The 21,799-nt window shown below is 74.0% G+C and carries 16 protein-coding genes; 1 reads left to right on the forward strand and 15 read right to left on the reverse strand.

All coding sequences use genetic code 11. The features are described 5' to 3' along the window. Positions 1-137: 137 nt before the first annotated feature. From tmk to bldG, 8 genes are all read right to left on the reverse strand, one after another. The gene (gene tmk, locus ACIG0D_RS30055) at positions 138-3,476 is read right to left on the reverse strand and encodes a dTMP kinase (RefSeq protein ID WP_399807018.1); all 3,339 of its coding nucleotides are present in this window, start codon (positions 3,474-3,476) and stop codon (positions 138-140) included. 153 nt (positions 3,477-3,629) lie between these two features. Further along, complete coding sequence (gene topA, locus ACIG0D_RS30060) at positions 3,630-6,491, reverse strand: type I DNA topoisomerase (RefSeq protein ID WP_399807020.1); 2,862 nt, start codon at positions 6,489-6,491, stop codon at positions 3,630-3,632. Positions 6,492-6,751: 260 nt separating this feature from the next. Beyond that, a complete protein-coding gene (locus ACIG0D_RS30065) occupies positions 6,752-6,949 on the reverse strand; it encodes a hypothetical protein (protein ID WP_399807022.1) in 198 nt (65 codons plus the stop codon). 251 nt (positions 6,950-7,200) lie between these two features. Then, a complete protein-coding gene (locus ACIG0D_RS30070; RefSeq protein ID WP_399807025.1) occupies positions 7,201-8,727 on the reverse strand; it encodes a methyltransferase in 1,527 nt (508 codons plus the stop codon). 121 nt (positions 8,728-8,848) lie between these two features. After that, complete coding sequence (locus tag ACIG0D_RS30075) at positions 8,849-9,445, reverse strand: small secreted protein (protein WP_399807027.1); 597 nt, start codon at positions 9,443-9,445, stop codon at positions 8,849-8,851. A gap of 191 nt (positions 9,446-9,636) precedes the next feature. Then, positions 9,637-12,051 (reverse strand): sodium-translocating pyrophosphatase, encoded by a 2,415-nt coding sequence (locus ACIG0D_RS30080; RefSeq protein WP_399807029.1) that lies wholly within the window; start codon positions 12,049-12,051, stop codon positions 9,637-9,639. A gap of 562 nt (positions 12,052-12,613) precedes the next feature. After that, a complete protein-coding gene (locus tag ACIG0D_RS30085; RefSeq protein WP_399807031.1) occupies positions 12,614-13,048 on the reverse strand; it encodes an ATP-binding protein in 435 nt (144 codons plus the stop codon). Positions 13,049-13,161: 113 nt separating this feature from the next. Beyond that, on the reverse strand, positions 13,162-13,503 hold the full coding sequence (gene bldG, locus ACIG0D_RS30090; RefSeq protein WP_006132569.1) for an anti-sigma factor antagonist BldG: 342 nt from the start codon (positions 13,501-13,503) through the stop codon (positions 13,162-13,164). An 81-nt stretch (positions 13,504-13,584) separates the two neighbouring features. On the opposite strand from bldG, the gene ACIG0D_RS30095 reads away from it, so the two are divergent. Beyond that, positions 13,585-16,092 carry a DEAD/DEAH box helicase gene (locus tag ACIG0D_RS30095; RefSeq protein WP_399807035.1) on the forward strand — a complete coding sequence of 836 codons (2,508 nt, stop codon included), beginning with the start codon at positions 13,585-13,587 and terminating at the stop codon, positions 16,090-16,092. Positions 16,093-16,148: 56 nt separating this feature from the next. On the opposite strand, the gene ACIG0D_RS30100 is transcribed toward ACIG0D_RS30095, so the two are convergent. The 7 genes from ACIG0D_RS30100 to ssd form a co-directional block, all read right to left on the reverse strand. After that, a complete protein-coding gene (locus ACIG0D_RS30100) occupies positions 16,149-16,658 on the reverse strand; it encodes an Rv3654c family TadE-like protein (protein ID WP_399807038.1) in 510 nt (169 codons plus the stop codon). Beyond that, positions 16,655-17,083, reverse strand: coding sequence for a TadE family type IV pilus minor pilin (locus tag ACIG0D_RS30105; protein ID WP_399807040.1), 429 nt, complete (start codon positions 17,081-17,083; stop codon positions 16,655-16,657). The genes ACIG0D_RS30100 and ACIG0D_RS30105 overlap by 4 nt, the downstream gene beginning before the upstream one ends. Then, complete coding sequence (locus ACIG0D_RS30110) at positions 17,070-17,288, reverse strand: DUF4244 domain-containing protein (protein ID WP_399807042.1); 219 nt, start codon at positions 17,286-17,288, stop codon at positions 17,070-17,072. The genes ACIG0D_RS30105 and ACIG0D_RS30110 overlap by 14 nt, the downstream gene beginning before the upstream one ends. Before the next feature lie 62 nt (positions 17,289-17,350). After that, positions 17,351-18,142, reverse strand: coding sequence for a type II secretion system F family protein (locus ACIG0D_RS30115; protein ID WP_399807045.1), 792 nt, complete (start codon positions 18,140-18,142; stop codon positions 17,351-17,353). Next, positions 18,139-19,020: a type II secretion system F family protein gene (locus ACIG0D_RS30120; protein ID WP_399807047.1), complete on the reverse strand. Its 882-nt coding sequence runs from the start codon at positions 19,018-19,020 to the stop codon at positions 18,139-18,141. Before ACIG0D_RS30120 ends, ACIG0D_RS30115 begins: the two co-directional genes overlap by 4 nt. After that, a complete protein-coding gene (locus tag ACIG0D_RS30125) occupies positions 19,013-20,536 on the reverse strand; it encodes a TadA family conjugal transfer-associated ATPase (RefSeq protein ID WP_399807049.1) in 1,524 nt (507 codons plus the stop codon). The genes ACIG0D_RS30120 and ACIG0D_RS30125 overlap by 8 nt, the downstream gene beginning before the upstream one ends. After that, positions 20,533-21,639, reverse strand: a complete 1,107-nt coding sequence (gene ssd / locus ACIG0D_RS30130; RefSeq protein ID WP_399807051.1) for a septum site-determining protein Ssd — start codon at positions 21,637-21,639, stop codon at positions 20,533-20,535. Before ssd ends, ACIG0D_RS30125 begins: the two co-directional genes overlap by 4 nt. Positions 21,640-21,799: the final 160 nt, after the last annotated feature.

The following is a 21,799-nucleotide window of genomic DNA, read 5'->3' on the forward strand; positions in this document are numbered from 1 at the left end:
ATTGTGGGGGCGGCCACTGACAACGCCGACGAGCGCGACATCGCCCGCCGTCCTGGGGGAAGGCCGGGCCGAGCTGCCCCAGGAGGTTTCAGTGGCCCGGGGCCTCCGTGGCCCGGGGGCCTCCGTGGCCCGGCGGCTCAGCGCCCCCGGCCCCGGCCGCCCCTGCCGCCCCGGCCCCCCTCGTCGCCGTACTCGTCCTCCCGCGGCCCCAGCAGCTCGTCCGCCAGCGTCGGCAGATCGTCCAGCGGGGTCTCCTCGGCCCAGTCGGGCCGCGGCCGGCGCTGGGCGGCACCGTCGGCGTCGATCTGCGGCAGCTCGCGCGTACGGTCGTCCGAGCCGTCCGGCCCGGCGCCGCCTCCGGCGTTGCCCCGCTCGTCGCGGAAGAAGCCCGGCGGCACCCGGTCCACCGGGCTCTCGCCCGGCACCGGAGGCAGCACCGCGGTCTCGTCGGCGGCGCCCGGGGTGACCGGCGGCAGCACGGCCGTCTCGTCCGCGGCCCCCGGCACGACCGGCGGCAGCACCGCCGTCTCGTCCGCCGCGCCCGGCACGACCGGCGGCAGCACCGCCGTCTCGTCCGCCGCGCCCGGCACGACCGGCGGCTGCGGCAGCTCGGCCGTCACCTCGGAGTCGGGGTCACGCCGCGCGGTGTCCTGCGGGGCGGTGTCATGCGGTGCGGCGTCACGCGGTTCGGCGGCCGGCCGCGCGGTGTCGGCGTCCCGCACCGGCCGCAGCACCGTCGTCGCGTCGTCCGCGCCCCCGGGAGCGCCGGGCTTCGCGTCCGGCTTCACCACCGGCGTCGGCACGGTCAGCGCCTCCGACGGGGGCGCCGGGGCGACCTCGGGCCGGGCCGGCTTGGGGCCGGCCTGGGCGGCGGCAGCCGCCTGCTCGGCCGCCCGGCGGGCCTCCTCGGCACGCAGCAGGGCCTCCTCCGCCTTGCGCTGCTTCTCCAGCCGCAGTGCCTCGGCCTCGGCGCGCAGCCGGGCTTCCTCCTCGGCCTGGCGGCGGCGCCGTTCCTCCTCCGCCTTGCGGCGGGCCTCCTCCTCCGCGCGGGCCTTCTCCTCGGCGAGCAGCCGCTGCCGCTCCTCCTCGGCGCGCCGGCGGGCTTCCTCCGCCCGCTGCCGGGCCTCCTCGGCCTGCCGTTCGGCCTCGCGGCGCTGGGCCTCCTCCAGCTCGCGCCGCTTGCGCTCCTCCTCCTCGGCGCGCAGCCGGGCCAGCTGCTCCTGGCGCTCGCGCTCCAGGCGCTCCTCCTCGGCCTTGCGGGCGGCCTCTTCCTCGGCCTTGCGCCGGGCCTCCTCCTCGGCCTTGCGGCGCGCCTCCTCGCGGGCCTCGATCTCGGCCTGGGACAGCGGCAGCACCTGGTCGAGCCGGGCGCGGATCACGGTGGTGACGGCCTCGGGCTCCTGCCCGGCGTCGACCACCAGGTAGCGCCCGGGGTCGGAGGCGGCGAGGGTCAGGAACCCGGACCGCACGCGCGCGTGGAACTCGGCGGGCTCGGACTCCAGCCGGTCCGGCGCCTCGGTGAACCGCTCGCGGGCGGTCTCCGGGGCGACGTCCAGCAGCACGGTCAGGTGCGGGACGAGCCCGTTGGTCGCCCAGCGGTTGATCCGGGCGACCTCCGTCGGGGACAGGTCGCGGCCCGCGCCCTGGTAGGCCACCGACGAGTCGATGTACCGGTCGGAGATCACGACCGCGCCGCGCTCCAGCGCGGGCCGCACCACGGTGTCGACGTGCTCCGCGCGGTCCGCGGCGTACAGCAGCGCCTCCGCGCGGTGCGACAGTCCGGCGCTGGAGACGTCGAGCAGGATGGACCGCAGCCGCTTGCCGACCGGGGTCGCGCCCGGCTCGCGGGTCACCACGACCTCGTGGCCCTTGGCCCGGATCCACTCGGCGAGCGCTTCGGCCTGGGTGGACTTCCCGGCGCCGTCGCCGCCCTCCAGGGCGATGAAGAAGCCGGTCGGGGCGGGCGCCTGCACGGGGTCGTCGCCGCCGAGCACCGCGTCGCGCAGGTCGTGCCGCAGCGGCACCCCGGAGCGGTCGTCGAGCTTGGCGAGGACCAGCGCGGCCACCGGCAGCAGCAGCGCGCCGACCAGCATCAGCGTGAACGCTGCGCCGCCGTGCGCGAAGACGAACTTGCCGCTCTCCAGCCGGTGCGGCCCGATCAGCGCCGCCACCAGGGGCGCGATCACCGCGCCGAGCGCCACGAAGACGCGGACGACGGCGTGCAGGTGCTCGGTGGTGCGCGGGCGCCGGTAGTCCTCGGTCTCCTGGTCGAGCAGCGCGTGCCCGGTGTTGGCGGCCATGCCCGCGCCGACGCCGGCGAGGGCGACGATCAGCAGCACCGTGGTGACGTCCGGGACCAGCCCGGCGGCCAGCAGGGCGACGCCGGTGAAGGCGATGGCCAGCGCGAGCATGCGGCGCCGCGACAGCGACACCAGCACCTTCGGCGCCGTACGGATGCCGACGGCGACGCCGCCGGTCAGCGCGAGCACCAGCAAGCCGTACAGCACCGGGCCGCCGCCCAGGTCCTTGGCGTGCAGCACGGACACCGCGACGGCCGCCGCGATCGCGCCCGCGACGGCGGCGCAGGCGAGGACCAGCAGCGGGATCGCGCCGGTACGGCCCTTGTCGGCGCCGGTGCCGGTCTTCGGGCGGCGCAGCCCCTCCAGCGGCGACCGCGCGCGCGGGGTGCGAGCCGCGGGCAGCCGGAGGAACGTCAGCACGGACAGGGACGCGGCGAACAGGCCGGCCGCGACATAGGAGCCGAGGGCCGCCTGGTGGGCGGCGAACCAGTCGACGCCCGAGCCGAGGAGGTTGCCCAGCAGGGAGGCGGCGACCAGCGCGGCCGCCGCGACGGGGATCGCCAGGAAGCCCGTACGCAGCGACAGGCGGCGCAGGGCGTCCATGTGGTCCGGCAGCGGCCGTACCGCCGCGCCCTCCGGCGGCGGGGCGGGCAGCAGGGCGGGCGCGGCGCTCTCCCGGCACACCGTCCAGAACCGCTCGGCGACGCCGGTGACGAAGACGGTGACCAGGAGGACGGCGAGCGCGTCGTCCGGCGTCCAGTCGATCCACAGCGGGGCGATGATCAGCAGCGCGGCCCGGACGCCGTCCGCGCCGACCATCGTCCAGCGGCGGTCGAGCGGGCCCTCGTGGGCGGTGAGCGAGGTGAGCGGGCCGAGGAGGACCGCGCCGAAGAGCAGGGTCGCGAGGATCCGCACGGCGAAAACGGTCGCCACTGCGAACGCCACGCCCCGGTAGCCGCCGCCGAAGGAGCCCTCCGCGACGGCCGCCTGGAGGACGAGGAGCACCAGCACGAGAAGAGCGAGGACATCGCCGACCCCGCTCACCAGCTGCGCGCTCCACAACCGTTTCAGCTGCGGTTCGCGCAACAGGGAGCGGACGGCACGCTCGCGGGAGTCCGCGACCAGCGCGTCGTCGGGGTCCGGGTGAGGGGCCGTTGGCTGCTCGGCTCGCGTCATGCGTTCAGCCTATCGGGCCCCGCCGACACTCCGGGGCGCACGCCCGAACGCCCGCACGCCCCTACGCCCGATCGAGCCCGGTCCCGTTGGTTTCGCGAACGCCGGACGGGGAAATCCCCGTCCGGTACTCACCCCCGGGCTCAGTCCGAGGACTCAGTCCTCGGACGTCGCCTTCGACGCCGTCGCCTTCTTCGCGGCCGTCTTCTTGGCGGTCGTCTTGGCAGCGGTCTTCTTCGCCGCCGTCGTCTTGGCGGCCGTCGTCTTCTTCGTCGCCGTGGTCTTCTTGGCGGCGGTCTTCTTCGCGGTCGTGGTCTTGGCCGCGGTCTTCTTCGTGGCCGCCTTCTTCGCCGTCTTCTTGGCGGGCGCCTTGGCCCGCTTCTCGGCGAGCAGCTCGAAGCCGCGCTCCGGCGTGATCGTCTCGACGCTGTCGCCGGAGCGCAGGGTCGCGTTGGTCTCGCCGTCGGTGACGTACGGCCCGAAGCGGCCGTCCTTCACCACGACCGGCTTTCCGCTGACCGGGTCCTCTCCCAGCTCCTTCAGCGGCGGCTTGGCGGCCGCGCGGCCACGCTGCTTGGGCTGGGCGTAGATCGCCTGCGCCTCCTCCAGCGTGATCGTGAAGATCTGGTCCTCGGACTGCAGGGAGCGCGAGTCCGTGCCCTTCTTCAGGTACGGGCCATAGCGGCCGTTCTGCGCGGTGATCTCCTGGCCGTCGGTGTCGGTGCCGACGACGCGCGGCAGCGACATCAGCTTCAGCGCGTCCTCCAGCGTCACCGTGTCCGGCGACATCGACTTGAACAGGGACGCCGTGCGCGGCTTGACCGCGTTCTTGCCGGTCTTCGGGGTGCCCTCGGGGAGGATCTCCGTGACGTACGGGCCGTAGCGGCCGTCCTTGGCGACGATCGTGTGGCCGGTGGCCGGGTCGGTGCCCAGCTCGAAGTCGCCGCTCGGCTTGGCGAGCAGTTCCTCGGCCAGCTCGACCGTCAGCTCGTCGGGCGCCAGGTCGGCGGGGATGTCGGCGCGCTGGTGGCCGTCGGTGTCCTTCTCGCCGCGCTCGATGTACGGCCCGTAGCGGCCGACCCGCAGCACGATGTCGTTGCCGACCGGGAACGAGGACACCTCGCGGGCGTCGATCGCGCCCAGGTCGGTGACCAGTTCCTTGAGGCCGCCGAGGTGGTCCCCGTCGCCGTTGCCGGCGTCGGCGGCGGCGCCCTCGGCGGTGCCCTCGCCGAAGTAGAACCGCTTCAGCCACGGCACGGCCTGCGCCTCGCCGCGCGCGATGCGGTCGAGGTCGTCCTCCATCTTCGCGGTGAAGTCGTAGTCGACGAGCCGCCCGAAGTGCTTCTCCAGGAGGTTCACCACGGCGAAGGACAGGAAGGACGGCACGAGGGCCGTGCCCTTCTTGAAGACGTAGCCGCGGTCGAGGATGGTGCCGATGATCGACGCGTACGTCGACGGGCGGCCGATCTCGCGCTCTTCCAGCTCCTTGACCAGCGACGCCTCGGTGTAGCGGGCCGGGGGCTTGGTGGAGTGGCCGTCGGCGGTGATCTCCTCGGCGGTGAGCGCGTCGCCCTCGGCGACCTGCGGCAGCCGGCGCTCGCGGTCGTCCAGCTCGGCGTTCGGGTCGTCGGCGCCCTCGACGTAGGCCTTGAGGAAGCCGTGGAAGGTGATGGTCTTGCCGGACGCGCTGAACTCGACGTCCCGCCCGTCGGCGGCCGTGCCGCCGATCTTCACGGTGACGGAGTTGCCGGTCGCGTCCTTCATCTGGGAGGCGACGGTCCGCTTCCAGATCAGCTCGTACAGCTTGAACTGGTCGCCGGTCAGTCCGGTCTCGGCGGGCGTGCGGAAACGATCACCCGAGGGGCGGATCGCCTCGTGCGCCTCCTGCGCGTTCTTGACCTTCGCGGCGTACGTACGCGGCGTGTCCGGCAGGTACTCGGCGCCGTACAGCTGCGTGACCTGCGCGCGCGCGGCGGCGACCGCCGTGTCGCTCAGCGTCGTGGAGTCCGTACGCATGTACGTGATGTAGCCGTTCTCGTACAGCTTCTGCGCGATCTGCATCGTGGCCTTCGCGCCGAAGCCGAGCTTGCGGCTGGCCTCCTGCTGGAGGGTCGTCGTACGGAACGGCGCGTACGGCGAGCGGCGGTACGGCTTGGACTCGACGGACCGGACCGAGAAGCGCGTGTTCTCCAGCGCGGCGGCGAGCGCGCGGGCGTTCGCCTCGTCGAGGTGCAGGGTGTTCGCGCTCTTCAGCTGCCCGAGCGAGTCGAAGTCACGGCCCTGCGCGACGCGCCGGCCGTCGACCGTCTGCAACCGCGCGACCAGCGACGACGGGTCGGACGGGTCACCCGCGCGGCCGGTGGAGAAGGTGCCGGTGAGGTCCCAGTACTCGGCGGAGCGGAACGCGATCCGCTCCCGCTCCCGCTCGACGACGAGCCGGGTCGCGACGGACTGGACGCGGCCCGCCGACAGCCGCGGCATGACCTTCTTCCACAGCACCGGCGAGACCTCGTAGCCGTAGAGGCGGTCGAGGATGCGGCGGGTCTCCTGGGCGTCGACGAGCTTCTGGTTGAGCTGGCGCGGGTTGGCGACGGCGGCCTGGATCGCGGCCTTGGTGATCTCGTGGAAGACCATCCGCTTGACCGGGACCTTGGGCTTCAGCACCTCCTGGAGGTGCCACGCGATGGCCTCGCCCTCGCGGTCCTCATCGGTGGCGAGGTAGAGCTCGTCGGAGTCCTTCAGCAGGTCCTTGAGCTTCTTGACCTGGGCCTTCTTGTCGGCGTTGACCACATAGATCGGCTGGAAGTCGTGTTCGACGTCCACACCGAGGCGGCGGACTTCGCCGGTGTACTTCTCGGGCACCTCCGCGGCGCCGTTGGGGAGGTCGCGGATGTGCCCGACGCTCGCTTCGACGACGTAGCCGGGGCCGAGGTAGCCCTTGATCGTCTTCGCCTTGGCAGGCGACTCGACGATGACGAGTCGGCGGCCGCCCTGTGCGGTCTCGCTGGTCGGGGACAACTTCGCTCTTCTCTCCGGTCGACGCTGGGGCCTCCCCAGGCCTTCTCGTTCCCGGGGTCGGGTGGTGGTGACGCTGCGGAGTGTGACGGTACATCCCGCCCCGTTGTCAAACGGGAAAAGCCCGCAACGGCCACTCGAACGGTAACCCGACTTCCGTCATTCCTGCCGCCCGGAGTGCCCATCGCTGTTTTCCGGCCGAACCGGAACGAAGACCTCCTCCTTGCCGGCTCCGCACCGGGGAAGCGCCCCTTCCATCATGCTCACACCCGGGTGAAGCACCATGCCCCGACGGCGAGCGCGAGCACCGCGACGGCGCTCGCGAGGGCCGCCGATGCGACCGGACTCACACCGTGGGCGACCGGCCGGCGCTGCCGCGCCCGCACCCCGGTCCACACCAGCAGTCCCCCTCCGAACAGGGCGAACACCAGCCCCGCGAAGATCGCCGGCCCGCTCTCCATCACTCCCCGTCCCCCTCTTCTCCGTCCGCGCGTGCCCCGCCGAGCCGGAGGTTGACACGCGCGGGATGCGGGGAGGCGAACCTGCGGTGAACGGCAGACCGACGGCGGGGGCGCCGGGGCCCGCGAGGGGGCGGGCGGGGCCGGGAAGGGCTGCGCCGGGCTCCGGGGGACGCCGGGGGACCCGGTCACGGATGCCTTTCCGGCCGACTTTTTCGCGGGAGCCTTGGCCGGTCACGCCCCGGAGGCCCGGATCACGCCGGCTCCAGGAACCCCTGCTCCACCAGCAGCCGGATCTGCGCGGGCGTACGGTCGCGCAGTGCGACCGGGTCCTCTCCGACGAGCTGGGCGATCGCGTCCAGAATCCGGCCGGCGGTCAGCGAGCCGTCGCACACGCCCGCGAACCCCGCGCCCACGGTGTCGACCTTGGTCGCCCGCCGCATCCCGCGGTTCTGCCGCAGCACCACGTGCTCGGGGTCCTCCGCGCCGGGCAGCCCGACCTGCTCCTGGACGACCTCGGGGGCGAGCCGGAAGCGCTCCTCCAGCAGGGCCGCGTCGTCGCGCGTCCGCAGGTAGTCGAGGCGGGCGAAGTGCGCCCGGACCGTCTCACCGAGCGGCTGTTCGACCGGATGCGGCCACTCCTCGACGGTGATCACGGGTTCGGCGGAGGCCGTCCGGCGCAGGGTGATCCAGCCGAAGCCCACGGCCCTCACCTTGCGTGCCTCGAACTCGTCCAGCCAGGCGTCGTACCGCGCGGCGTACTCCGCCGGGTCGCCTCGGTGGTCGCCCGCGTCGCGCAGCCACAGCTCGGCGTACTGCGTGACGTCCTGCACCTCGCGCTGCACGATCCAGGCGTCGCAACCGCGCGGCACCCACGACCGCAGCCGGTCCTGCCAGTCCTCGCCCTCGACGTGCTGCCAGTTCGCGAGGAACTGCGCGAACCCGCCCTCGTTCAGCCGCTCCCCGGCCTGCTGGACGAGCGTGCGGCACAGGTCGTCCCCGCCCATCCCGCCGTCGCGGTACGTCAGCCGGGCGCCCGGCGAGATCACGAACGGCGGGTTGGAGACGATCAGGTCGTACGTCTCCCCCTCCTTCACCGGCTCGAACAGCGACCCTTCCCGCAGGTCGGCAGCGGGCGCGCCGGACAGGGCGAGGGTGAGCGCGGTGATGTGCAGCGCGCGCGGGTTGACGTCGGTCGCGGTCACCCGCGTGGCGTGCTGGGCGGCGTGCAGCGCCTGGATGCCGGAGCCGGTGCCGAGGTCGAGGGCGGCGGCGACGGGCGTACGCACCGTGATCCCGGCCAGCGTCGTCGAGGCACCGCCCACGCCGAGCACGACGCCCTCGTCCCGGCGGCCGATCCCGCCCGCGCCGCCGACCGCGCAGCCCAGGTCGGAGACGATGAACCAGTCCTCGCCGGCGGGCCCGCCGTACGGCCGGATGTCCACGGTGGCCGCGACCTCGTCCCGGCCGGCGCGCATCAGCCAGCCGCTGTCCAGACAGTCCTCGACCGGCAGCACGTCCGCCACGCGCGCGTGCGGCACGGGCTGCTGCAACAGGAACAGCCGTACGAGCAGTTCCAGCGGCGTGTCCCCACGGGTGGCCCGGAGGGCGGGCACGGTCTCGCTGCGGGCCAGCGCCGCGTACGCGGAGGCGCCGAGCAGGTCGAGCAGGCCGTCGGCGGTGAAGGAGGCCCCGAGCAGGGCCTCCCGCAGCCGGGCGGCGACCTCCGGGCGGTCGGTGGCGGGAAGAGGGGACGGCGAGGAGAGGCTGGCGTTGCTCACCACCCCATTGTGTCGGCTCCCACCGACAACGCACGCGCGCACGTGCCGCAGTTCGGCCCGTACACCGTGCCCGTCGATCCGCCGGTCGACCCGCTGGGGGCTCCGCCCTCGCGACCCCCGGTCAGCCCTGGGCAGCCGACGGCGCCGCCGACGCGGACGCCGACTTGCAGCTCTGCTGCTTGGCCATCGCCTGGCCGACCTCGCCCTCCTCCAGCGCCTTGAGCGCGTCGCTGCCGGTCTTGCCGAGCTTCTTCATCTCGGCGGCGACGTCCTTCAGACCGGCGGCGAACTTGGCCTGGTCCTTGGTGTTGAGCGCGTCGACCTGCTTTTTCAGGGAACCGTAGGAGGCCGAGATGGCGTTGAGTTCCTTGACCGCGTCCCGCTGCTTCTTCTTGCCGTCCTCGACGTTGGGCGGACCGGCCTTGGTGATGATGCCCCCGATCGCCTTGTAGGCGTCGGCGATGTCCTGGAAGGCCTTGGAGTCGGCCTGCTGGACCTCGGCCGGGGTGCTGTTGTCCGAGGTCTTCTCCTGGATCGCGGCGTTGGCGGCCTTGATGGACCTCGCCTGCACCCGCAGCTCGTCGCAGACCTGCTTGGCCCAGGCGTCCAGCTCCTCGTTGCCGTCGTCGCCGGTGCATCCCGACAGCGCCAGTACCAGTACCGCACCGCCGGACAGTGCGGCCGCGAGCTTCTTGTTCACCGGTTTGGTCCCTTCCATGGCTCTCGGCCCCGGAACATACACGCCATCCGGGTGACATCCGCACACCGAATGCCCCGCAGGGGACTGTTTGTCAGCATTTGCACCATGCGAGAGAAGGCTCACGGCCAGGGCGTGAACACAACGAACCGGGCGGATGACGCGTCCTGCGCGCCATCCGCCCGGTCCTCGGACTTCAAGAAGCCCGGAGGCTACGAAACCGCCGCCGCGTCCGGCGACTTGGAGCCCGAGCCGGCCCCGCCCTCGTCGCCCATGGCGATCCCGCGTCGCTTGGAGGCGTACACCGCCCCGACGATCACCAGGAAGGCGACCACCGCGACCAGCACCCGTACGCCCACGTTCTCGTCGGCGCCGTACGAGAACTTGATGACCGCCGGCGCGATCAGCAGCGACACCAGGTTCATCACCTTCAGCAGCGGGTTGATCGCCGGGCCCGCGGTGTCCTTGAAGGGGTCGCCGACCGTGTCGCCGATCACCGTCGCGGCGTGGGCGTCGCTGCCCTTGCCGCCGTGGTGGCCGTCCTCGACCAGCTTCTTCGCGTTGTCCCAGGCGCCGCCGGAGTTGGCGAGGAACACCGCCATCAGGGTGCCCGCGCCGATCGCGCCCGCGAGGTAGGCGCCCAGCGCGCCGACGCCGAGCGTGAACCCGATGAAGATCGGCGCCATGACCGCGAGCAGACCCGGCGTGGCCAGCTCCCGCAGCGCGTCCTTCGTACAGATGTCGACGACCTTCCCGTACTCCGGTTTCTCGGTGTAGTCCATGATCCCGGGGTGCTCGCGGAACTGCCGCCGCACCTCGAACACCACGGAACCCGCCGAGCGCGACACCGCGTTGATGGCCAGCCCGGAGAAGAGGAAGACGACCGCCGCGCCCGCGATCAGACCGACGAGGTTGTTCGGCTGCGAGATGTCCATCGCCAGGGTGAGCGGCGCGCCCTCGCCGGTGAGTTTCTCGCCGACGTCGCGCGCGCCGGTGGTGATGGCGTCGCGGTACGACCCGAAGAGCGCCGCCGCGGCGAGCACGGCCGTGGCGATGGCGATGCCCTTGGTGATGGCCTTGGTGGTGTTGCCGACGGCGTCCAGGTTGGTGAGCACCTGCGCGCCCGCGCCGTGGACGTCGCCGGACATCTCGGCGATGCCCTGTGCGTTGTCGGAGACCGGCCCGAAGGTGTCCATCGCGACGATCACACCGACCGTGGTGAGCAGCCCGGTGCCCGCCAGCGCCACCGCGAACAGCGCCAGCATGATCGACGTACCGCCGAGCAGGAACGCCCCGTAGACACCGAGGCCGATCAACAGGGCGGTGTAGACGGCCGATTCGAGGCCGACCGAGATACCGGCGAGGACGACGGTGGCGGGGCCGGTCAGCGAGCTCTTGCCGATGTCGCGCACCGGGCGGCGGTTGGTCTCCGTGAAGTAGCCGGTGAGCTGCTGGATGACGGCGGCGAGCAGGATGCCGATCGCCACCGCGACGAGCGCGAGGATCCGCGGGTCTCCGCCCTTGCCCAGGATCGCCTCGTCCGTCACCCCGTCCAGTTCGGAGTACCTCCCCGGCAGATAGACGTAGACCGCGACCGCGACCAGCGCGAGCGAGATCGCCGCGGAGATGAAGAAGCCGCGGTTGATCGCGCTCATGCCGCTGCGGTCGGCGCGGCGCGGGGCGACCGCGAAGATGCCGATCATCGCGGTGATCACGCCGATCGCGGGGACGATCAGCGGGAACGCCAGCCCGGCGTCGCCGAACGCCGCGGTGCCCAGGATCAGCGCGGCCACCAGGGTGACGGCGTACGACTCGAAGAGGTCGGCCGCCATACCCGCGCAGTCGCCGACGTTGTCGCCCACGTTGTCGGCGATGGTCGCGGCATTGCGCGGATCGTCCTCCGGAATGCCCTGCTCGACCTTGCCGACCAGGTCGGCGCCGACGTCGGCGGCCTTGGTGAAGATGCCGCCGCCGACTCGCATGAACATCGCGATCAGCGCGGCGCCGAGGCCGAAGCCCTCCAGCACCTTGGGCGCGTCCGCGGTGTACACCAGCACCACACAGGAGGCGCCCAGCAGGCCGAGCCCCACCGTGAACATGCCGACGACGCCGCCCGTACGGAAAGCGATCTTCATCGCTTTGTGCGAGACCGCGGTGAGATCCTTTTCCGGCTCGCCCGGCGCGGGGGTCGCCTCCCGGGCCGCCGCCGCCACTCGCACATTGCTGCGCACGGCGAGCCACATGCCGATATAACCGGTGGCCGCGGAGAACGCCGCACCGATCAGGAAGAACACCGATCGCCCGGCACGCTGATTCCAGTCGTCCGCGGGCAGCAGCATCAGCAGGAAGAACACGATCACGGCGAATACGCCAAGCGTGCGCAACTGCCGGGCCAGATAGGCGTTCGCGCCCTCCTGGATCGCCGCCGCGATCTTCTTCATGCTGTCGGTGCCCTCGCCGGCCGCGAGCACCTGGCGCAGCAGCGCCCCGGCGACCAGCAGCGCAGCCAGCGCGACCACGCCGATGACCACCACGATCGCTCGGTTTCCATCGGTGAGCACCGCGGCCGCGAGGGCTGTGGAGTGATCCAGCTGATCGATCTGATCTGGAGAAGAAAGCCCCGCCATTCGTCCTCCTTGACGCTTGGGCTGAGCTCAAGATGTGGACGGATTCTAGAGATCTGTTCCGGATCCAAACAGTACGCGGGAAACGGAATCGGTACACCCCGGCGGAGTCCGGGTAATGCCCCGAAAGCATTGTGGGCGGCTTTCTGGGCCATTCGGGTGATCGGAAATTGATCGTGAATTCCTTCACGAATTAACGGGTGGGTTCGGGTGGCCGGATAGGTGTGGTGGACGCGTGCGCTGGATAGGGGTGGATGCCTTGGGGCAAGGGCGGACGCTTGGGCCGCGGGGCGCCGGGGGGCAGCTTCGGCCATGGGGCGCCGGGGGGCAGCTTCGGCCGCGGGGCGCCGGCGGGCAGCTTCGGCCGCCGAGCCGGTGCCCTTGGCCAGGGGCGGGCACCTTGGGCCGCGGGGCGGGCGTTGTGCGGCCGTCTGGGTGTCTGGGCTGCCGGTCGGACCTGGCGAACCTCCGGGCCGCCAGGGCCCGGCGCCTTGGGCGTCGGGTGGGAAAACGGCGAGGGCCCTGCTGTGCAGGGCCCTCGGGTGTCGTGCGAAACGCGTGCGCGTCAGGGGAGCACCGCGGTCGGCGGGGGTGTGGTCGGCCAGGTCATCCGGATCGAGCCGCCGTCCGCGCCCGTGCTGACCTCCACGTCGTCGACGAGGCCGCTGATGACCGCGAGGCCCATCTCGTCCTCCTCGGCGTCCACGTCGGGGTCCGCGGCCGTGCCGGGCGCCCCGCCGGGCACCGGGTGGGGTGCCTCGTCGCCGACCTCGATGGAGAACTGCTTCTCCTCCTCGATCAGCAGCACCCGCACCGGCGCGGTGATACCGCTGTTCTGGTGCAGTCCCACCGCGCGGGAGCAGGCCTCGCCGACGGCGAGCCGGACCTCGTCGAGGACGGCCTCGTCCACTCCGGCCTTACGGGCGACGGAAGCGGCCACCAATCGGGCGGTCCTGACATGTCCGGGGACCGCACTGAAGCGGAGCTCAACGGTGGCCATGCATCCCCCTCGGAGCTTCGGGCGTGCTGTCGGAAGGCCCGGGCCGCCGAAAAATGCCCGGACCCCCTTGGTTCCACTCTGGTGGTCCGGGCGCCACCGCCCGGACCACCAGGTCAGTCGGTGGCCGCCACCGCTTCCTCGACCGAGGTGTGAATCGGGAACACCTTGGTGAGGCCGGTGATGCGGAAGATCTTCAGAATGCGCTCCTGGTTGCAGACCAGGCGCAGCGAGCCCTCATGGGCACGCACCCGCTTCAGGCCGCCGACCAGCACGCCGAGCCCGGTGGAGTCGAGGAAGTCCACGCCCTCCATGTCGACGACGAGGTGGAAACTGCCGTCGTTCACCAGCTCGACCAGCTGCTCGCGCAGCTTGGGCGCGGTATATACGTCGATTTCGCCACCGACCCTGACGATCGTGCGATCGCCCACGGTCTCGGTCGACAGGGACAGGTCCACGGATCCTCCAGCACCTTGCTATCGAGCGGTCGTCGTCGGGGCATCTCGGCTTTCAGCCCCCAAGACGGTTCGCCAGCCGCGATGGCATTCAATCACTTACCGGCAGGCGTGCACGACGCCTTGGTCCCATTGTCCGTCACGCCAGTGACACACTCGGTGCCGATGGCCGAGAATCACCGATCCGATCGATCCTCGACGGACCCCGTGTCCCGCCTCACGCCGGGCACGGTGCTGGACCGGCTCGCCTCCGGGCCGAGCCGGGCTTCGCGCATCACTCATACGGAGCACTTGCCCCCGCGCGAGGGTCGCCATGCCGTCTGGCCGGACCGGATCCGCCCGGAGGTCGTCGCCGCGGTGCGCGCGGCAGGCGTCGAGCACCCGTGGGCCCACCAGGCACGCGCCGCCGAGCACGCCCTGGACGGCGACTCGGTCGTCGTCGCCACCGGCACCGCCTCCGGAAAGTCCCTGGCCTATCTGGTCCCCGTGCTCTCCACCCTGCTGGACGGCTCCGAGGCCCCGAACGGCCGCGGCGCCACCGCCCTCTACCTCGCCCCCACCAAGGCCCTCGCGGCAGACCAGCGCCGGTCGGTGAAGGAACTTTCACAACCTTTGGGCCATGCCGTTCGGCCGGCCGTGTACGACGGCGACACGCCGTACGAGGAACGCGAGTGGATCCGCCAGTACGCCACCTACGTCCTCACCAATCCCGACATGCTGCACCGCGGGATCCTGCCGTCCCACCCGCGCTGGTCCTCCTTCCTGAAGGCGCTCAAGTACGTCGTGATCGACGAGTGCCACACCTACCGCGGCGTCTTCGGCTCCCACGTCGCCCAGGTGCTGCGCCGGCTGCGCCGCCTGTGCGCCCGCTACGGCGCCGACCCCGTCTTCCTGCTGGCCTCCGCCACCGCCGCCGAGCCCGCGGTCGCCGCCCGGCGGCTGACCGGCCTGCCGGTCGTCGAGGTCGCCGATGACGCGTCCCCGCGCGGAGAGCTCGTCTTCGCCCTGTGGGAGCCCCCGCTCACCGAGATGCAGGGCGAGAAGGGCGCCCCGGTCCGCCGGACCGCCACCGCCGAGACCGCCGACCTGCTCACCGACCTCACCCTCCAGGGGGTGCGCTCGGTCGCCTTCGTCCGCTCCCGGCGCGGCGCGGAGCTGATCTCGGTCATCGCCCAGGAACGGCTCGCCGAGATCGACCGCTCGCTGGTCCGGCGTGTCGCGGCCTACCGGGGCGGCTACCTCCCCGAGGAGCGCCGCGCCCTGGAACGCGCCCTGCACTCCGGCGAACTCCTCGGCCTCGCCGCCACCACCGCCTTGGAGCTGGGCATCGACGTCTCCGGCCTCGACGCGGTCGTCATCGCCGGCTACCCCGGCACGCGGGCGTCCCTGTGGCAGCAGGCCGGCCGCGCGGGCCGCGCCGGGCAGGGCGCCCTGGCAGTCCTGGTGGCCCGCGACGACCCGCTGGACACCTTCCTCGTCCACCACCCCGAGGCCCTGTTCGACCGGCCCGTGGAGTCCACCGTCCTCGACCCCGACAACCCGTACGTCCTCGCCCCGCACCTGTGCGCCGCCGCCGCGGAGCTGCCGCTGACCGAGGACGACCTGGAGCTGTTCGGCCCGGAGGCGGAGGGGCTGCTGCCGCAGCTGGAGGCCGCGAAGCTGCTGCGCCGCCGCACCCGGGCCTGGCACTGGACCCGCCGGGAGCGGGCCGCCGACCTCACCGACATCCGCGGCGGGGGCGGTCGCCCCGTGCAGATCGTCGAGTCCGGCACCGGCCGGCTGCTCGGCACGGTCGACGAGGCCGCCTCGCACGCCACCGTCCACGAAGGCGCCGTCCACCTCCACCAGGGCCGCACCTACCTCGTCCGCTCCCTCGACCTGGACGACTCGGTCGCCCTGGTCGAGGAGGCCAACCCGCCCTACTCCACGGTCGCCCGGGACACCACCACGATCTCCATCCTGGAGACGGACACCGAGATCCCCTGGGGCCAGGGCCGCCTCTGCTACGGCTCCGTTGAAGTCACCAACCAGGTCGTCTCCTACCTCCGCCGCCGCCTCATGACCGGCGAGGTCCTCGGCGAGACCCGACTCGACCTCCCTCCTCGTACGCTGCGCACCCGCGCGGTGTGGTGGACCGTCACCGAGGACCAGCTCGACGAGGCCCGCATCAACCCCGAGATCCTGGGCGGGGCCCTGCACGCCGCCGAGCACGCGTCGATCGGCATGCTCCCGCTCTTCGCCACCTGCGACCGCTGGGACATCGGCGGCGTGTCGGTCCCGCTGCACCCCGACACACTCCTGCCGACGGTGTTCGTCTACGACGGCCACCCCGGCGGCGCGGGCTTCGCCGAGCGCGCCTTCCACACCGCCCGCGCCTGGCTCACCGCCACCCGCCAGGCCATCGCCTCCTGCGAGTGCGACGCCGGCTGCCCGTCCTGCATCCAGTCCCCCAAGTGCGGCAACGGCAACGACCCCCTCCACAAGAGAGGCGCCGTACGCCTGCTCACGGTCCTCCTCCGGGGCGCCCCCGAGGAGAAGCCACCGGAGGCGGAGGGCCCGGAGGAGCCCTCCTCGGCGCCGGGGCGGCCATAGCCGGGCCGGGCGGCCGTAGCGCCCGGGGCGCCTGCGGGCGGGGCGGGTGCGCAGGCTCAGGGGGTCTGCGCCGGAGCCGGTATCCCTGGGGCCTCTCCCGCCGGGGCCGGGACCCCCGGAGCCGTCCCCGCCGGAGCCGGTACCCGTGGGGCCTCCCCCGCGGGAGCCGGTACCCGTGGGGCCTCCCCCGCCGGGGCCGGGACCCCCGGAGCCGTCCCCGCCGGGCCCGCCCGGGCCCGTACCTCCGCCGCGAACGGCTCCGGACCCGCCGCCACCGACACGTCGGAGATCTCGCCGACGACCACGCACCGTACGAGCCGTGTGCCCTGCGCCCGCGCCACCCTTTCCGCGCGGGCGCAGGCGTCGGTGGGACCGCGTGTCCAGTGGTCCGCCGCCGCGAGGGCGGCGAGGTCCGCGCCGCCGGCCGCGCGGTGCCGGGCCACGACGGCCTGGCCCAGGGCGAGCACCACACCGAACACCACGCACAGCACGGTGATCGCCCCGACACTCCACACGGTGGCCGACCCCCGGTCGTCGCCTCGCAGACGGCGGCCCGGGCCCCTCATGAGACTCGCTCCGCCGAAGCGCCGGCCGTCGGCGCTCCCTCCACCGAAGCCCCCGCCCCAGCCGCAGATGCTGCCTCCACCGAGGCCACGGCCTCCTCCCGTACCTCGAACGGCAGATCGCCCAGCAGCGGCGGCGCGACGGCCACAGCGACCCTGACCTGGTCTCCCTCCCGGGTGACCGTGATCTTCGCGCCGCGCGGTGCCGCCTCCCGCGTTACGGCGGCGACCGCGTCGGCGGAGTCCTGGCGGGCCGCCGCGCGGGCGCCGGTGCGGGCCGCGTCCACGCACTGGATCTGCGCGGCCACCACCAGCAGCCCGCACACCAGCGCCATCGCGACCGTCACCAGCACCGGCAGCACCACGGCCGACTCCGCCGTCACGAACCCCTCGTCCCGGCGCGCCCGCCGCCGCTCACATCCCCGCATCGAGGGCCTGCTTCACGATGCTGTGCAGCTCCGCACTGACCTGCCCGCTGGTCACCACCTTGTAGAGCAGCACCGCGAAACCCGCCGCCGCGACGATGCCCATCGCGTACTCGGAAGTGACCATCCCGGCGTCCTTCCGCACACCGCCCCCGCCGCGCAGCGCACCCACCAGGGATCGCATCCGCGCCCGTACCACCTTGTTCATTCCAACCTCCGTGAGATCTCTCGTGTTCGTCCTCGCCGTTCCTGGGTCTGTGTCGCCGCCGCTCATCCACCACCCCCGCCCATGACCTCGCCCGCCATCCCGATCACCACGGGCAGCACGCCGACCGCGAGGAAGGCGGGCAGGAAGCAGAGCCCCACCGGTGCCGTGACCAGGACCGCCGCGCGCCGGGCCCGTACCGTCGCGGAGCGCGCCCACTCCGCGCGGGCGTCGGCTGCGAGCCGGGCGGCCGGACCGGCGGCGGGCAGCCCGGAGACGTCGGCCCGTTCCAGCAGCCGCGCGAGGCCGCCCGCGCCCGGCAGCGCGCTCAACGCCCGCCAGGCCTCGGCGGGTTCGCCACCCAGCCGCACCTCCGCCGCGCCCCGCGCGAGGGCCTGACCGACTGGCCCGCCCAGGGCCTCGCCCACGGCCTGCGCGGCGGTCACGGGGGCGGCACCGGCGGCGACGCAGGCGGCCACCAGATCGGCGGCGAGGGGCAGTTGCCGGGCCGCCGCGCGGGCGTCGGGCACCGCACCGGCCGCCGCCCGCCGTTCCCGCCGGCGCCACCGCCGCAGCGCCACGGCCGCCAGGAGTCCCACCGCGATCCCGGGGATGCCGCCGACCAGTACCCATCCCGCTGCCGCCACCGCCACGCCGGGCAGCAGGCGCCGTACCGCGTGGGGTACGTCCGCCCACCGTCTGGCGGTCCGCATCTCCACCCCCCGGGCCAACAGGCCGGCCAGCCGTCGCCGCACCCGGCGTCGGCGCCGCACCGCGGTCACCCGTCGCACCATCCACCCCAGCACCAGTGCCGTCCCCAGCAGCACCCCCAGCCTGTGGACAACTTCCGCGCTCATGACGCCTCCTCCGCTCCCCGGACGATCCGCAGCACCCACCACAGCCCCGCGGCCTCCAGCACCGCGCCGAGCACCAGACAGCCCAGTCCCGCCCCGGTGTGCAGCAGCACGTGCAGCGGTTCGGCGCCGAGCGCCGTGCCCAGCAGCAGGCCCAGGGCCGGGAGAGCGGCGAGCATCGCGGCGGTGGCACGGGCGCCGGCCAACTGGGCGCGCAGTTCGGCGCGTTGGTCGCGTTCGGCGCGCAGGGCCGCTTCCAGGCGGTCCAGGCCGGCCGCGAGGCCCGCGCCGTGGTCCACGGCGACCCGCCAGCACGCGGCGAGTCCCAGCAGCCCGTCGGCCCCCGGTTGCCGGGCCGCATCCGCGAGCGCGCCCGGCACCTCGCCGCCGAACCGGGCCGCCGCCAGCACCGCCGCCTGGGCGTCGGCGAGCCCTCCGGTGTCCCGCGCGGCCCGCAGCAGCGCCTCACCCGGCTGCCGCCCGGCCCTCACCTCGCCGGCGAGCGCCCCGCACAGCGCGATCACCGCGTCGCCCCGGCGTTCCCGGGCGCGCCGCGCCTCCCTGGCCAGCCGCGCCCGGCGCAGCAGCGGCACCCCGGCCGCCCCCGCGACGACCGGCACCACCGAGGAGCCCAGCACCGCGAGCAGCAGACCGGCTGCCACCGCACACCACTCGGACTTCAGCCGCCCGCGCGCCTGCCGCAGCAGGTCCGCCCACCGCCTCGGCAGGGGTGGCGGCCCGGTGCCCACCGCCCCGCCGCCGGCGAGCAGCAGCCGCGCCCGCCGTGCCCCCGCGTGGGGCCCGCCCATCACCCAGGCCGCGGCCCCCGCGCACAGCACCGCCGCGCTCATCGCCGTCTCCCCCACAGCCGTCTCACCCATCTCGCACTCCCTCGCTCCGTACGGCCGCCTCAACCCCGCCAGGCCTCCTCGCGCGCCCTCCCGGCCGCCTCTCCCCCTCCTCGCTCCACTCGTCCCGCAGCAGCTCCCTCAGCCGCTCCCAGCCCCGCTCACGGACGAATCCGGAGGCACCCCAGCGCAGCGCCGGCACCGTCCGCACCAGCCCGGTCGGATCCCGCTCCAGCACCCGCACCTCGGCGATCCGGCGCCGCCCGGACCGGTCGCGCACCAGGTGCAGGACGACCGACAACGCCGCCGCCAGTTGGCTGTGCAGCGCGGCCCGGTCGAGTCCGGCGGCGGTGCCCAGCGCCTCCAGACGGGCCGGCACATCGGCGGCGGCGTTGGCGTGGACGGTGCCGCAGCCGCCTTCGTGGCCGGTGTTCAACGCGGCCAGCAGATGCACCACTTCGGCCCCACGCACCTCCCCGACGACCAGCCGGTCGGGCCGCATCCGCAGCGCCTGGCGCACCAGGTCCTCCAGGGTGACCAGGCCCGCGCCCTCCTGGTTGGCGGGCCGGGTCTCCAGCCGCACGACGTGTGGATGGTCCGGTCGCAGTTCGGCGGAGTCCTCGGCGAGCACGATCCGCTCGCCCGGCCCGACCAGCCCCAGCAGGGCGCTGAGCAGGGTGGTCTTTCCGCTGCCGGTGCCGCCGCTGATCAGGAAGGACAGCCGGGCCCGCAGCAGCGCGCGCAGCACCCGGTCCCCGCCCGGCGGCACGGTGCCCGCCGCGACCAGTTCGTCGAGCGTGAACGCGCGCGGCCGGACCACCCGCAGCGCCAGGCAGGTGCAGCCGACCGCGACCGGCGGCAGCACCGCGTGCAGCCGGGTACCGTCGGGCAGCCGGGCGTCGACCCAGGGGCGGGCGTCGTCCAGCCGCCGCCCGGCCACGGCGGCCAGGCGTTGCGCGAGCCGTCGTACGGCGCCCGCGTCCGCGAAGGCCACTGCGGTCAGCTCCAGTCCGCCACCCCGGTCCACCCACACCCGGTCGGGCGCGGAGACCAGGACGTCGGTCACCGCCGGATCGGCGAGCAGCGGCTCCAGCGGCCCGCTGCCGACCAGCTCGGACCGCAACCGCTCGGCAGTGCCCAGGACTTCGGCGTCACCCAGCACCCGCCCCTGCTCGCGCAGTGCCTGCGCCACCCGCGCGGGCGTCGGCTCGGCCCCGTGCTCGGCCAGCCACTGCCGCACGCCGTCCAGCAGCGGCACGGAGAGTGTCGCCGCCCCGCCCGGCGCCGTCCCGGAGTGACCGCCGCCGCCCGCGCTGCCGTACCCGCCGCCGTATCCGTCCCCGCGTCCACCGCCGTACCCGTCTCCGCGTCCACCGCCGTACCCGCCGTCGGGCCCGCGGGCGTATCCACCGCCGTCCGCGCTGCCGTACCCGCCGCCGTATCCGTCCCCGCGCCCGCCGCCGTACCCGTCTCCGTCCCCGCGCCCGCCGCCGTCCCCGTCTCCGTCTCCGCGCCCACCGCCGTACCCGTCTCCGTACCGGCCCCTCATGCCGCCCCCGCCTCCGCCAGCGCCCGCTCCCAGAACTCCTTGCAGAACCGGGCCAGCGGCCCGCGAGCGTCCGCGCCGGGCGGGGCCTTGCCCTCGACCGCGCGTGACAGTCCGGACTCGACGGGCAGTTCTCCGGCGAGCGGCAGTCCGAGCAGCCGGGCCACCTCGCGGTCGTCCAGGCCGGAGCCGTAGGGCCCGCGGACCGCGACCCGCAGATCGCGCAGCACCATGCCGACGGCGGAGGCCACCCGGCCGGCCGCCGCCACGGCCCGCAGTTCGGCGGGGACGACGAGGAGGCCGATGTCGAGCTGGGCGAGGACTTCGGCGACGCCGTCGTCGATCCGGCGGGGAAGGTCGACGACGACCGTGCCGCCGCGGCGCCGGGCGGCGGCCAGCACCGCCCGCACCGCCTGCGGGGCGATGGCGAGGCAGTCGCCGCGGTCCCAGCTGAGCACCCGCAGGGCGTGCAGCTCGGGCAGTGACTCCTCCAGGGCGCCGCTGCCGACCCGGCCGCGTGAGGCGGCGAAGGCGGGCCAGCGCAGCCCCTGGGCGGTCTCCCCGCCGAGGAGGACGTCGAGCCCGCCGCCGAGCGGGTCGGCGTCCACCAGCAGGGTGCGCAGGCCCTCCCGCGCGGAGGTGACGGCGAGGGCGCAGGCGAGCGTGGAGGCTCCGGCTCCGCCGCGGCCGCCGATGACGCCGACGGTGAGGGCGGGCCGGCCGACGCCCTCGGCGACGTCGGCGATGCGGTCGACGAGCCACTGCTCGCCGTCGGGCAGCATCAGGACGTGGTCGGCGCCGATCTCCACGGCGCGCCGCCACACCCCGGGGTCGTCCTGATCCCGCCCGACCAGCACCACTCCCCCTCTGCGCGGGGCGCCGCGCACCCGCCGCGCGGCGTCGTCGCCGACCAGGACGAGCGGCGCCGCCTCCCAGCCGCCGCCGTGTTCGGGTGGTCCGTGGCGGACCTCGGGTGTGGCTCCGGCCGCCGCGCACAGGCGCAGCAGGTCGTCGAGGAGTTCGGTGTCCTCGGTGACGATGAGCGGCCTGCCCGGCCGCCCGCCGGCGGCGGACGGCTGGTGGTCGTGTGTGATGGTTCCGGCCATGGCGGATGTCCCCCTTCGCTGCCCGATGGCGTCGTCGGCGGGCCTTGACGGGCCCGCGTCGGCGACAGATGAAGAGCCGGTGATCCGGCCGCCCATATGAGCGGCCGTCGGAAACCGGCCATACGCGCATCGCAAACGGAACCGGCCTGGAACTCGCCGG

The sequence above is a fragment of the Streptomyces sp. NPDC052773 genome, assembly GCF_044547145.1.
GTDB lineage: Bacteria > Actinomycetota > Actinomycetes > Streptomycetales > Streptomycetaceae > Streptomyces.

Bases quoted from the DNA above. Each gene is read 5' to 3' on its own strand.
- ACIG0D_RS30065 (WP_399807022.1), bottom strand. From the start codon at position 6,949: ATGGAGAGCGGGCCGGCGATCTTCGCGGGGCTGGTGTTCGCCCTGTTC.
- ACIG0D_RS30110 (WP_399807042.1), bottom strand. From the start codon at position 17,288: ATGAACAAGGTGGTACGGGCGCGGATGCGATCCCTGGTGGGTGCGCTG.
- ACIG0D_RS30080 (WP_399807029.1), bottom strand. From the start codon at position 12,051: ATGGCGGGGCTTTCTTCTCCAGATCAGATCGATCAGCTGGATCACTCC.
- ACIG0D_RS30100 (WP_399807038.1), bottom strand. From the start codon at position 16,658: ATGAGGGGCCCGGGCCGCCGTCTGCGAGGCGACGACCGGGGGTCGGCC.
- ACIG0D_RS30125 (WP_399807049.1), bottom strand. From the start codon at position 20,536: ATGAGGGGCCGGTACGGAGACGGGTACGGCGGTGGGCGCGGAGACGGA.
- ACIG0D_RS30095 (WP_399807035.1), top strand. From the start codon at position 13,585: ATGGCATTCAATCACTTACCGGCAGGCGTGCACGACGCCTTGGTCCCA.
- ACIG0D_RS30120 (WP_399807047.1), bottom strand. From the start codon at position 19,020: ATGGGTGAGACGGCTGTGGGGGAGACGGCGATGAGCGCGGCGGTGCTG.
- ACIG0D_RS30085 (WP_399807031.1), bottom strand. From the start codon at position 13,048: ATGGCCACCGTTGAGCTCCGCTTCAGTGCGGTCCCCGGACATGTCAGG.
- ssd (WP_399807051.1), bottom strand. From the start codon at position 21,639: ATGGCCGGAACCATCACACACGACCACCAGCCGTCCGCCGCCGGCGGG.
- ACIG0D_RS30115 (WP_399807045.1), bottom strand. From the start codon at position 18,142: ATGAGCGCGGAAGTTGTCCACAGGCTGGGGGTGCTGCTGGGGACGGCA.
- tmk (WP_399807018.1), bottom strand. From the start codon at position 3,476: ATGACGCGAGCCGAGCAGCCAACGGCCCCTCACCCGGACCCCGACGAC.
- ACIG0D_RS30105 (WP_399807040.1), bottom strand. From the start codon at position 17,083: ATGCGGGGATGTGAGCGGCGGCGGGCGCGCCGGGACGAGGGGTTCGTG.
- ACIG0D_RS30075 (WP_399807027.1), bottom strand. From the start codon at position 9,445: ATGGAAGGGACCAAACCGGTGAACAAGAAGCTCGCGGCCGCACTGTCC.